Annotated in this window: 13 protein-coding genes; 9 read left to right on the plus strand and 4 right to left on the minus strand. The window is 57.8% G+C overall.

All coding sequences use genetic code 11. The features are described 5' to 3' along the window. On the minus strand, positions 1 to 365 hold a 365-nt coding region (locus tag ABYT07_RS00585), incomplete at its 3' end, for a phosphorelay protein (protein ID WP_372988640.1). Between the two features lie 241 nt (positions 366 to 606). Here ABYT07_RS00585 and ABYT07_RS00590 point away from each other — a divergent pair. The 3 genes from ABYT07_RS00590 to ABYT07_RS00600 all read left to right on the plus strand — a co-directional run bounded on the left by ABYT07_RS00590 (position 607) and on the right by ABYT07_RS00600 (position 3,415). Beyond that, positions 607 to 1,593 carry an aldose epimerase family protein gene (locus tag ABYT07_RS00590; protein ID WP_372988641.1) on the plus strand — a complete coding sequence of 329 codons (987 nt, stop codon included), beginning with the start codon at positions 607 to 609 and terminating at the stop codon, positions 1,591 to 1,593. Positions 1,594 to 1,676: 83 nt separating this feature from the next. Beyond that, positions 1,677 to 2,150, plus strand: a complete 474-nt coding sequence (locus tag ABYT07_RS00595) for a MarR family winged helix-turn-helix transcriptional regulator (protein WP_372988642.1) — start codon at positions 1,677 to 1,679, stop codon at positions 2,148 to 2,150. Continuing rightward, positions 2,147 to 3,415: a multidrug effflux MFS transporter gene (locus tag ABYT07_RS00600; protein WP_372988643.1), complete on the plus strand. Its 1,269-nt coding sequence runs from the start codon at positions 2,147 to 2,149 to the stop codon at positions 3,413 to 3,415. The genes ABYT07_RS00595 and ABYT07_RS00600 overlap by 4 nt, the downstream gene beginning before the upstream one ends. A gap of 63 nt (positions 3,416 to 3,478) precedes the next feature. Here the strand turns inward: ABYT07_RS00600 and ABYT07_RS00605 are convergent, their stop codons facing one another. From ABYT07_RS00605 to ABYT07_RS00615, 3 genes are read right to left on the minus strand one after another with little or no spacing between them, the layout of a single operon-like run. Then, positions 3,479 to 3,949 carry a MaoC family dehydratase gene (locus ABYT07_RS00605; RefSeq protein ID WP_372988644.1) on the minus strand — a complete coding sequence of 157 codons (471 nt, stop codon included), beginning with the start codon at positions 3,947 to 3,949 and terminating at the stop codon, positions 3,479 to 3,481. A gap of 12 nt (positions 3,950 to 3,961) precedes the next feature. After that, a complete protein-coding gene (locus ABYT07_RS00610) occupies positions 3,962 to 4,966 on the minus strand; it encodes an NADP-dependent oxidoreductase (protein ID WP_372988645.1) in 1,005 nt (334 codons plus the stop codon). A 17-nt stretch (positions 4,967 to 4,983) separates the two neighbouring features. Next, positions 4,984 to 5,982 carry an NADPH:quinone oxidoreductase family protein gene (locus ABYT07_RS00615; RefSeq protein WP_372988646.1) on the minus strand — a complete coding sequence of 333 codons (999 nt, stop codon included), beginning with the start codon at positions 5,980 to 5,982 and terminating at the stop codon, positions 4,984 to 4,986. 127 nt (positions 5,983 to 6,109) lie between these two features. On the opposite strand from ABYT07_RS00615, the gene ABYT07_RS00620 reads away from it, so the two are divergent. Genes ABYT07_RS00620 through ABYT07_RS00645 form a run of 6 tightly spaced genes read left to right on the plus strand, consistent with a single transcriptional unit; the run spans position 6,110 to position 12,043 of the window. Further along, a complete protein-coding gene (locus ABYT07_RS00620; RefSeq protein ID WP_372988647.1) occupies positions 6,110 to 7,285 on the plus strand; it encodes an acyl-CoA dehydrogenase family protein in 1,176 nt (391 codons plus the stop codon). 3 nt (positions 7,286 to 7,288) lie between these two features. Further along, positions 7,289 to 8,404: an acyl-CoA dehydrogenase family protein gene (locus tag ABYT07_RS00625; protein ID WP_372988648.1), complete on the plus strand. Its 1,116-nt coding sequence runs from the start codon at positions 7,289 to 7,291 to the stop codon at positions 8,402 to 8,404. A 3-nt stretch (positions 8,405 to 8,407) separates the two neighbouring features. Next, on the plus strand, positions 8,408 to 9,229 hold the full coding sequence (locus ABYT07_RS00630; protein WP_372988649.1) for an SDR family NAD(P)-dependent oxidoreductase: 822 nt from the start codon (positions 8,408 to 8,410) through the stop codon (positions 9,227 to 9,229). 9 nt (positions 9,230 to 9,238) lie between these two features. Further along, on the plus strand, positions 9,239 to 10,165 hold the full coding sequence (locus tag ABYT07_RS00635; RefSeq protein ID WP_372988650.1) for an SDR family NAD(P)-dependent oxidoreductase: 927 nt from the start codon (positions 9,239 to 9,241) through the stop codon (positions 10,163 to 10,165). Positions 10,166 to 10,192: 27 nt separating this feature from the next. Next, positions 10,193 to 11,389 (plus strand): acetyl-CoA C-acyltransferase, encoded by a 1,197-nt coding sequence (locus tag ABYT07_RS00640; RefSeq protein WP_372988651.1) that lies wholly within the window; start codon positions 10,193 to 10,195, stop codon positions 11,387 to 11,389. A 6-nt stretch (positions 11,390 to 11,395) separates the two neighbouring features. After that, on the plus strand, positions 11,396 to 12,043 hold the full coding sequence (locus ABYT07_RS00645) for a histidine phosphatase family protein (RefSeq protein WP_295512360.1): 648 nt from the start codon (positions 11,396 to 11,398) through the stop codon (positions 12,041 to 12,043). Positions 12,044 to 12,051 lie beyond the last annotated feature (8 nt).

A 12,051-nucleotide genomic window follows, 5' to 3' on the forward strand; every position in this document is an offset into this window, starting at 1 on the left:
ACCAACTGAGGATGCTGTTCAATCAACGCGCCGCAGCTTTGCACGAATTGGTCCATGTACAAGACCAATTCGCCGGGACACAGCGCCAAATCAGCATCAGGCCCCGTCAGGTGGGCGTTTATCTTTGACGCGCAGTCGCGTGCCGTTGCGCCCAGATCATCAAAGCTGGTGGACCCTGCAGTGCCGGCAATCTGGCGCAAAATGTTTCGGGCTTCGGTCAGGCTTTCGTTAATGTCTTCTACTGTATCGCTTTCCCAAGCGCCCAAGGCGTGGGTGGCGATGTCGGCCTGACGGTCTTTGAGCATATCTAGAAAACGGGTTTGAATCCGATCAATGCCGGGAAGTGCTTGTTTTTCCTGTATCATAGATCTTTACCTCTTACTGCAACAACGCAGTGCGCCAGAAAGCTTGGGGCTTGATCGGGACGAGTGTGTCTTTTCATGTCAAACTCCTTGCTCTTGGGGTATGCGATGTTTTTGCCGTTCGTGACTGGAAACTGTTTTACGTACTAAGATGGCGGAAATTGGGCGCAGGGCTGAGAAGTTCATGAATAATTAACCAATGCGATGATTGACCTAGGATCAAGTCAGCGACCGGAGCGTGTGTATGATAGAAGTTTTCGGAAAAACGCCGGAGGGCGACGATGTGATGCGGTGTCAAATCCGCAATGGTGGCGCTGTGGCGTCGATCATCACTTGGGGGGCCACCCTGCAAGACTTCCGACTTGACGGGCTGGATCGCTCGCTTGTTCTGGGCGGCAATGACATGGCCGCTTATTTGGGACCGATGCGCTATTTCGGGGCGATTGTCGGCCCTGTCGCCAACCGCATTGCAGGCGGCCAGATGGAGGTTAAGGGGCAACATTTTGACCTAGACAAGAACGAAGCGGGCCGCACGACACTGCATGGCGGGCTTGCCGGTTTTAGCGATCGCAACTGGTCGTTCGATATGACCGGCCCCGCCGAATGCCGCCTGATGCTAAGCCATCCTGACGGCCTTGGCGGGTTTCCGGGCAACATATCTGTGGGTGTTACCTACCGTCTGGATAAATCCGGAGCGCTGGATATTGAAATTATCGGGATGACGGATGCCCCTACCTATTTCAGTCCGGCATTTCATGGCTATTGGAACCTGTCAGGCAAGCAGGACCTGTCTGATCACCGGTTAACTGTTTTTGCCCCGACCTATCTGCCTGTCGATGACGACCAGATACCGCTGGGCAGGCCAAGTCCGGTCGATGAGGGTCCTTTTGACTATCGCATGGCCCGTCCGGTCGGCGCAGTTCTGGATCACAACTTTTGTCTGCCCTTCGTCAGGGGCCAGATGCAGGATGCCTGCAAGGTCGAGGCCGCCGGACTGTCCCTTGAGGTGTCTACGAACCAGCGTGGCGTCCAGATTTATAATGGTCTCCATATTCAGACCGGCGCGTCGCGTGGTCATGGGGGGCGGGCATATGGCCCTTGTGCGGGTCTCGCGATCGAGCCGCAATTCTGGCCGGACACCCCCCACCAGCCGGGGTATCCATCCAGTTTGATTTCGCCGGGGCAGGTGTCGAAGCATCGTTCCCGCTTTGAATTTGCAACAAATGATTGAATTGGACGATTGACAGACGGGACCGACGGTATATCTCACTAATTAATAGTAAGGTAGACATATAAAGAAAAGGTCCCCTTTCCATGCGCAAAACCATCGACCCCGACAGTTTTGGATTTCTGATCAATGACATCGCCCGGTTTAGCCGCGCGGTATTCGAGGTCGAGATCGAAGCCGCACGTTTATCCGTCACGGCCGCCGAAGCACGTGTGATGGCCCATATGGCGCGCTGCGGTGCCACGCGGCAGCATCTGCTGGCCGAACGGCTTGGTATGACCCCGATGAGCCTGACCGGTTTTCTGGACCGGCTGGAAACTTCGGGGCTGGTAACACGGACAGCGGACGTCAAAGACCGGCGCGCGAAAATCGTAACACTTACACCTAGGGCCTCGGATGTTCTGGCGCAGATCGCTCAGGCCGGGGCCCAGGCAGAGCAGACCCTCTCGGAGGGCATCTGCGCGGAAGACTGGGAAACCTTCCGTCGCATCGCGTTGCAGTTGCGCAGAAACCTGTCAGACGCTCGTTCCCAGACACCCAATGCAGAGGATGCCGCATGACCGCGCCATTGATGAGCGAACGCAGGGTCAGCATCATCGGTGCGATGCTGGTGGCAATCGGGCCGATCTCAATGGCATTGTTTACGCCTGCGATGACCGAATTGGTCAGGGCCTTCGGGTCAACTGAATCTGTGATCAAGCTGACCTTGACGCTGTACTTCGGCGGCTTTGCTGTTGCACAACTGATCGCCGGGCCGCTGTCGGATGCATTGGGACGTCGTCCCGTGACCATCGCCTTTATGGGGCTATATTGTGCGGCAAGCCTTGTCGCGGTCATTGCCCCCTCGGTCGAGGTGTTGTTGGTCGCGCGGGTTGCCCAAGGCGTCGGTGCCTCTGCTGGTATCGCCATTTCGCGGGCACTTGTTCGGGATTTGTTTACGGATGACCGTTCGTCACGGATCATGAACTTGATCGGTATTATTCTTGCGTTGGGACCCGCCTTGGCCCCCACAATCGGGGGGCTGATGTTGCCGCTGTTTGGCTGGCGGTCGCTGTTTATTTTGATGGCTGTGCTTGGCTTTGTGATCATTGCCGTCACGGTTTTCGCGATGAAAGAAACCGTGGTTGCTGACAAGTCGCGGTTGAACCTTCCTGCCTTGGGGCGCACCTACAGGATGTTGCTGACGCACAAGCACTTTTTGTCTGCGTCGCTGGTGATTGGTGGCGCTTTGGGCGCGCTTTACGCGCAAGCCACGTTTTTGCCGTTTATCTTGATGAATGACGTGGGGTTAAGCTCAGCGCAGTTCGGCGTGTCGATGCTGGCGCAATCGGGCAGCTTCTTTCTAGCCTCGCTGCTGTGTCGTGGTCTGATGGAGAAGTTCGGTGCCGAGCGCCTTGTCGCCCCCGGCCTTTGCTTTATCGCCTGCGGCAGCCTTGGCACGATGACCTTGTTGATCTGGCCCCCTAGCTTTCTGCATGTGATGATCCCTGTCGCGACGTATTCCTTTGGTATCGCCTTTGTCATGCCTGCCATGTCGACGGCGGCGCTGGCACCTTTTGGCAAGGCTGCTGGTGCTGCTGCCTCGTTGATGGGGTTTATCCAGATGGGATCGGGCTTGTTGATGGGGACGATTGGCGCGTTGATGGGCAATGCGGTGATTGCCATGGGCGTGCTGATCCCGATCATGGGGGCAGTGGCCTGCATCGCGTTTGCGGTGTATCGCAAGATTGGCCCGATAGAAACACCAGCGGCTGCTGTCCAAGCACCCAGCAAATGCGGCCCGCTCTGCACCAATCCGGCACCGGTATCCGCCCCTGACAAATAGGTGCCATTCAAATGCAAAAGGCCGCTCCTGATGGGGCGGCCTTTGCCGTCAGTCCAAAGCGTCTTAGTCCTTGAAGACTGCCAGCCCCAGCCATTCAGCAATCAGGGCCGGGGTTTCTTCGCCTTCAATCTCGATGGTGAGCAGATTTTCCCGTAGCATATCGGTCGCATTGCGGGCCGTGACCTTTTGCAAGGTGAACCGACCGCGCAGGCGTGACCCCGCGACGACGGGTTTCAGAAATCGCAGCTTGTTCATGCCATAGTTGATGCCCATGACCTGACCCGGCATCATGCTAAAGCAATCATAGGCAAAGCGGCTGGCAAGCGACAGCGTCAGAAACCCATGGGCGATTGTGCCGCCAAAGGGCGTTTCGGCCGCAGCGCGTTCCGGATCAATGTGGATCCATTGCAGGTCGTGGGTCGTCTTAGCGAATTGGTCGATCATTTCCTGATCAACGGTGATCCAGTTGGAAACGCCGACTTCGGTTCCGATCAGGGCTTCGCTCTGCGCGACCGCGTCTTTGAGTGCTGACATATTCTGGCCTCCCTATGCCGGATCTGCGGCAACGCGCACCATGCGCTTGCCTTTGTTTTCGCCCGCCAACAGACCGATCAGCGCTTGAGGCGCGTTCTCAAGACCCTCGACAATGTCTTCTGTTACTTTGATCTGGCCATTTGCCACCCAGGTTTGCAGCGCGCGCACGGCCTTGGCGTCATTATGCGCCCAATCCATCACGATGAAACCTTCCATGCGCAGCCGTTTCACCACCACAAGACCGGGCAGGTTGCGCGGGCCGGTGGGGGTTTCGGTGTCATATTGGCTGATCGCACCACAGCAGACGATGCGGCCCTTTTCGTTCATGCTGAACAAGGCGGCTTCCAACACAGTGCCGCCGACATTGTCGAAATACACATCGACGCCGTCCGGGCAGGCGGCGCGCAATGCTTTGCCCAAGCCTGGCGCGCGGTAATCAATGCAGTCGTCAAAGCCCATTTCCTCTTTGACCCACTTGCATTTCTCGGCACCGCCCGCGATGCCAACAACGCGACAGCCTAGCGCCTTGGCGATCTGCCCGACATAGCCGCCGACCGACCCGGCCGCCGCCGATACCAGCACGGTTTCACCCGCAATTGGTTGACCCACGGAAATCAGACCGTGAAAGGCGGTCTTGCCCGCGATGCCATAGACGGACATCAGGTTGGACAGCTCGGGCACCTTGGGCAGCTTTTCGCATTTGCGTGCGTCCGCCACGACGTAGTTCGACCAAGTCGCCTCGGCCGCGACGATATCGCCGACGGCCAGTCGGTCTGATTTGCTTTCGGTGACTTCGCAGATTGCATAGGTCGGCATCGCGTCACCCGCGTTCACAGCCGCGCGGTATGTCGCCCCCTTCATCCACGACCGATTCGCCGCGTCGATGGACATCAAGATCACCTTGAGCACCACCTGACCGTCGCCAGCCGTGGGCATATCTGCTGTGGTTTCTTTGAAATGCGCAGGCGTCAACGCGTCGGTTGGCAGCTCGGCAATAACGATTTGTTTGTTTGTCATTTTAGTACCTTTCAGGCTCAACCGACGTCGAGCACGACTTTGCCTAGAACCTTGCGATCCTGCATCAGATTCAGCGCATCGGCGGCCTTTTCCAGCGGAAAACGGGCAGAAATGCGCGGCTTGATCTGGCCCTCGGCGTACATCCGGAACAGATCGGCCATGTTTTCGGCGTGGGCTTGCGGTTCTTGTACCGTGTGTGCCCCCCAGAAGACGCCAACAATCTGGCAGCCCTTCAGCAAGGTCAGGTTCAGCGGAATCTTGGGGATACCGGCAGGGAAACCAACGACCAGATAGCGGCCTTTCCACGCCAGTGCGCGCACGGCGGGTTCCGCATAGGCACCACCGACGGCATCATAGACAACATCAACACCGTCACCGCCTGAAAGCCTTTTTATCTCGTTCGAGAACTCTTTTTGCGTGGCGCGGTCATCCATCTCGCGGCTGTAGACAATGGTTTCATCCGCGCCCAGATCACGACAGAACTGTGCCTTTTCCTCGGACGACACGGCGGCGATGACTTTCGCACCGGCGGCCTTACCCAGTTCGATCGCGGCAGCACCCACGCCACCCGCAGCACCAAGGATCAGCAGGGATTCGCCCGGCTGGATTTCAGCGCGATTTTTCAACGCGTGATGCGAAGTGCCGTAGGTCAGAACCAAACATGACGCTTCGTCATATGGCATCGCGTCGGGGATTTTCATGACCCTTCCGGCGTCAATGCACATCTCGGTTGCAAACCCGCCAAAGCCGGTCATCGCCAAAACGCGGTCGCCAACAGCAACGTTTGTGACCCCCTCACCAAGCGCATCAACATCGCCTGCAACCTCGCCACCGGGGGCAAACGGGCGCGGGGGTTTCATCTGGTAAAGGTCCCGAATGATCAACGTATCAGGGAAATTCAGGCCAGCGGCGCGCACCCGAATGCGGACTTGGCCTTTCTTGGGTTCGGGCTGTGGCAGTTCGGTCAGTTCCAGGGTTTCGGGGCCGCCTGGTGCGGTGCTTAGCATGGCTTTCATTTCGATATTCCTCCTCAAGAATTTGCAAAGCAATAGGCGCGTTCAGAAACTGTCTTGTCAATCGAATTTCGAAATGCAATTTTGCAGTGCGGAATTGTTATCCGCAAAAACGAGGGGGGAGAATACGATGCAGTCCAATCAGGAACTGGAGGGTTTCCGCATTGAACTGCGCGATTGGCTTGAGGCAAATTGCCCGGCCGAAATGCGCGGTGGCGAAGCCAGTGAAGCATCTGTGTGCTGGGGTGGCAAGAATTTTGAGTTCGAATCAGACGCGCAGCGTGTCTGGATGGAACGTGCCGCTTCCAAGGGATATACCGTGCCAACATGGCCAGTTGAATATGGCGGTGCCGGTCTGACCCGACCTCAGGAAAAGATCTTCAAAGAAGAAATGGACCGCATCGAGGCGCGCAATCCGTTGCAAAGCTTTGGCATCTGGATGCTTGGGCCCGCATTGCTGCATTTCGGATCACATGAACAAAAACTGCATTATTTGCCCCCGATTGCCCGTGGTGAAATCCGTTGGTGCCAAGGCTATTCCGAACCGGGTGCCGGGTCCGATCTGGCCAGCGTTCAGACGCGCGGCGAGGATAAAGGTGACCATTGGCTGGTCAACGGTCAGAAGATCTGGACGTCTTATGCCGATAAGGCCGACTGGATTTTTGCGCTGATCCGCACCGATCGCGAAGCCCCCAAGCACAAGGGCATTTCCTTCCTGTTGATCGACATGGAAGACGCAGGCGTTGAAACCCGGCCCATCAAATTGATCTCGGGTGCATCTGTGTTCTGCGAAACGTTTTTCACCGATGTGAAGGTACCCAAAGGGCAGATCGTCGGCACTGAAAACCGCGGTTGGGACGTAGCGAAATACCTGCTGACCCACGAGCGCGAGATGATCTCGGGCGGCGGTCAGGGTCTTTCTGGTGGACGTGCTTTGGGTGCGGTCCTGAACGAATCCCTAGGCGAAGGTCAGGAAATGGAAACCACCCTGCGCGCCGATGCGCTGCGCTGCGAGGTGGACGCGCTGTCCATCGGGCTGACGCTGGAACGCTACAAGGACCAAGCCGAGGCCGGAACCGGTGCGGGCGATGCGTCTGCGATGCTCAAATACATGGGAACCGAGCTGAACAAGCAGCGCCACGAATTGTTGATGGCTGCGGGTGGGTCTGATGCGCTGGAATGGGACGGACCTTTGGGCAATCGTCCTGCCGATTGGCTGCGTACCAAAGCGAATTCGATCGAAGGCGGCACATCCGAGGTGATGCTTAGCATCGTGTCGCGCCGCGTACTTGGGCTGGGGGCGTAAACTATGGCAAATCTGGTGATGACCGAAGACGAAACCATGCTGGCTGATGCTGCGCGCGGTTTCTTGGATAAATCCGCCCCCGTCAAAGCGTTCCGCGACCTACGCGATGCGGGCAAGACCCACGACGCAAAGATGTGGAAAGAAATGGCCGATATGGGCTGGGCCGGTGTGCTGGTCCCTGAATCTGCTGGCGGGTCCGACATGGGCCATGCCGCCGCGGGTGTTCTGGCGCATGAGATGGGCAAGACGCTGGTCGTCAGCCCGTTTTTGTCGACTGCCGTGATTGCCGCGACTGCATTGCGGAACGTGAGCGATGCGCGTGCGGAAAAGGCGTTGGCCGCGATTGCGACGGGCGATGTGACCTATGCGCTGGCTGTCGATGAGACGTCCAAGTTCAATCCCGAAGCCGCATCAATGGTTGCGACACGCGAAGGCAATGGTTTCCGGCTGTCGGGCAAAAAGACATTCGTCGTTGATGGCGCGCTGGCAGATCGTTTGCTGGTGCTGGCGAAAACCGATGACGGTCTGACGCTGTTCGACATTCCTGCCGACCGTGCGGGCATCACCCGGAATGCGCAAAACATGATCGATGCTCGTGATTCCGCGCGCATTGATTTCGACAATGTCGAAGCCACTGGCGAGGATGTCTTGGGCCAAGTGGATAGCGCGATGAGCGTTCTCAAGCCTGCGCTTGAAGCAGGCCAGGCCGCGCTTGCCGCTGAAATGGCTGGCCTGTCTGCTGGTGCCTTCGGGATGACTGTCGCTTACCTCAAAGAGCGTAAGCAATTCGGCACCGTCATCGGCAACTTTCAAGCGCTGCAACACCGCGCCGCCCATCTTTGGTGCGAGATCGAAGTGACGGCATCCGCGATCCTGAACGCAGGCCGTATGCTGGACGAAGACCCTGACAACGCGACCATGGCCGTTTCCTTGGCCAAAGCGCGTGCCACTTCGACTGCGCAGCTGGCAGTGCAAGAGGGTGTTCAGATGCATGGCGGCATCGGCATGACTGACGCTTTTGATATCGGATTTTATATGAAACGCGCCCGTGTGGGTGCTGAATGGCTGGGTGACTACGGCTATCACGCGAACCAAGTCGCCAAGCACAGAGGATTTTAAACCATGGATATCCAAACACTTTTCGGGCTTGAAGGCAAAACCGCTCTTGTCACCGGTGGTGCCACAGGCATTGGCCGCATGGCCGCCGAAGCACTGATACGTGCAGGTGCAACGGTCCTGATCGCCAGCCGCAAGGGCGACGCTTGCGAGGCTGTCGCGAAAGAGCTGAACGCGATGGGGGCCAGTGGCCAGGCCATCGGTTTCGCAGGCGATGTCGGCACCGAAGCAGGCGTCGATGCGATGGTCGAGGCCGTAAAGGCGCACACTGATCGCCTTGATCTCCTGATGAACAACGCGGGCATCACATGGGGCGCGCCCTTGGGGGATTTTCCGTTCAAGGCTTGGGAAAAGGTGATGGCAGTCAATGTCGCCGGTTTGTTCGATCTGACCCAAAAGCTGCTGCCGATGCTGAAAAAGCACGCAACCATCGAAGACCCAGCACGGGTTGTGAATGTCGGGTCGGTCATGGGCGAACGCGAGATGGGCGATGGTGCCTACAGCTATTCCGCGTCCAAGGCCGCTGTGATCCACCTGAGCAAGATTTTGGCCAAGGAACTGGCGGGCGATGCGATCACCGTCAACGCCTTGGCACCCGGGCCATTCGTGTCGCGCATGACCGCCTTTGCCACCCATGACGAAGATATGCGCAGTAAGGTTGGCAAAGATGTGCCGCTGCGTCGTGTGGGTACGGATACTGACATCGCGGGCTGTATGCTGTTTCTATGCGGTATCGGCGGGGCCTATATCACGGGCGCTGTCATTCCAGTCAGCGGCGGCATCAACGTGATGAGCGGGCCGAACATCTTTGAACAAGCACTGCATTAAGGGGCGATCATGGACATCCGATTTGATAACCGCGTGGCGATTGTTACGGGCGCTGGCACTGGTCTTGGCCGCAGCCACGCCTTGGGGCTGGCCGCACGGGGCGCGCGCGTTATGGTCAATGACCTTGGCGTGACGACAGACGGGCAGGGCGCATCATCCACAGCCGCCGAAGCCGTCGCACAAGAAATCCGCGATGCAGGCGGCGAGGCGATGGCCCACGGCTGCGATGTGTCGGACGAGGCGGGCGTGAAAGACATGGTCGCAAAGGTCATGGAAGCATGGGGCCGTATCGACATCGTCGTGAACAACGCGGGCATCCTGCGCGACAAGACGTTTTCCAAGATGGAGATGTCTGATTTCCGCAAGGTCGTTGACGTGCACCTTATCGGCTCTGCCAACGTGACGCACGCTTGCTGGCCGATCATGCGCGCGCAGAAATACGGCCGTATCGTGCTGACATCATCGGCATCAGGGCTGTATGGCAACTTTGGTCAGTCGAACTATGGTGCCGCAAAGGCCGCGATGATGGGGCTGATGAACGTGCTGCATCTGGAAGGTGCGCGCGACAACATCCGCGTCAACACTTTGGCACCCACAGCGGCGACCCGCATGACCGCCGATCTGTTGCCTGAACAGGCTCAGGCCTTGCTGGCCCCCGAAACCATCACACCCGGCCTGCTTTATCTGGTCAGCGAAGACGGCCCCAGCCGGGTGATCCTTGGCGCGGGTGCAGGCAGCTTTGCCCAAACGCGCGTTTACGAGACCGAAGGCGTGACCTTGACCGGCGACGACAATACCCCCGAAGGTGTTGCCGCAGCCTTTGACAAAATTACCGACGCGGCAGGCCAGCAAGAGCTGACCGATGCCTTTAGCCAAACCAAGAAATACGCTCTCAATGCAGCCAAGGCCCAGGGTCTTGATCTGGATTGGGGCTAAGACACTAAACTTTAAAGGGAGATCACCATGCGTGACGCAGTAATCGTATCAACGGCCCGTACCCCGATTGGCAAAGCCTATCGCGGTGCGTTCAACAACACGACACCCCAGGCACTGGCAGGCCACGCCATCGCCCACGCGGTACAGCGTGCCGGTGTTGACGTGTCTGAAATTCAGGATTGCATCATGGGTGCCGCCCTTCAGCAGGGCGCATCTGCGGGCAACATCGCGCGTCAGGCTGCAATCCGTGCAGGTCTGCCTGTGACAGTTGCCGGCATGTCGCTGGACCGTCAATGTGCCTCTGGCATGATGGCCATTGCGACAGCGGCCAAGCAGGTCATCACCGACGGCATGGATGTTGTCATCGGTGGCGGTGTCGAAAGCATTTCGATGGTGCAGACAGCTGAAATGCGCGTCAAAGCTGACAGCTGGATCAAAGAGCACAAGCCCGAGCTGTACATGACCATGCTGGAAACAGCCGAGACTGTAGCCGAGCGTTACAACGTCAGCCGCGAGCGTCAGGACGAATATGCCGCACGGTCGCAAGAGCTGACCCATCTGGCACAAGAAGCAGGCAAGTTCGACGACGAGATCGTGCCTTTCACCTCGAAAATGCTGGTACAAAACAAAGAAACCAAAGAGATTTCCGAGCACGAAGTCACGCTGGAAAAAGACGAGGGTAACCGCCCCGGCACATCCGCCGAGAGCCTTGCGGGCCTAAAGCCGGTGCATTCTGACGGTATCCACATCAAAGAAGGCAAATTCATCACGGCTGGTAACGCATCGCAGCTAAGCGATGGTGCCTCCGCGACTGTGATCATGGAAGCGAAAAAGGCCGAGAAGATGGGCCTTCAGCCTTTGGGTCGCTACATGGGCGTTATGGCCGCTGGCTGTGAGCCTGATGAAATGGGCATTGGCCCGATCTATGCCGTGCCACCGCTGCTGAAGGCGCATGGCCTCAAGATCGAAGACATCGGTCTGTGGGAACTGAACGAAGCCTTTGCGGTTCAGGTTATCCAGTCGCGTGACGTCTTGGGTATTCCTGACGAATTGCTGAACGTGAACGGTGGCGCGATCTCTATCGGTCACCCCTACGGCATGTCCGGTGCACGCATGGTTGGCCATGCGCTGATCGAAGGCAAACGTCGCGGTGCCAAATACGTTGTCTGCACCATGTGTGTTGGCGGCGGCATGGGTGCTGCTGGCCTGTTCGAGGTTCTGTAAGCAGCTATGGGAGAGCTTTTGGTCATCCGCCATGGACAGGCGTCATTCGGGGCCGACAACTATGACAAGTTGTCGGATCTCGGGCACCGGCAATCTGCGGCGGTTGGTCAGGCCCTTCGCGATATGGGGTGGGTGCCGGATCGTACGATCACCGGCACCCTGACCCGGCAAAAAGAAACGCTTGCCTCGATGGGCTTTGGGGCAGGCGACGAACATGCTGGGTTCAACGAATATGATTTTCAGGACCTGCTGAATGCCCGCTATAAAGGCGACGTGCCGGAACTGGTCAAAGGCGATCGCAAGGTTCATTTTCGCACGCTGCGCGAGACGGTGTTTCAGTGGCAAGCGGACGAGATCGAAGGCCCCTCTGAAAGTTGGGGCACCTTTACCGGTCGCGTCGAAGCCGCCCGTCTTGCGGCCTGTGCCACCGGGGCTGAACGAGTGCTTGCTGTCAGCTCTGGCGGGGTGATCGGGCAATTGACGGCGGCGTCATTGGGGGCACCGGACAAGATGATGATGACCCTGAACCTGCAAATCAAGAACACGTCGATTACGAAATTTGTTTTCACCAATTCCGCGTTTTTTCTGCATGAATTCAACGCGACACCGCATATGATGTCCGGCGACGCCGCTGGCATGTTGACCTATAGCTAAGGAATAAA

It is taken from the genome of Sulfitobacter sp., from assembly GCF_041552635.1.
In the GTDB taxonomy this organism is placed as follows: Bacteria; Pseudomonadota; Alphaproteobacteria; order Rhodobacterales; family Rhodobacteraceae; genus Sulfitobacter.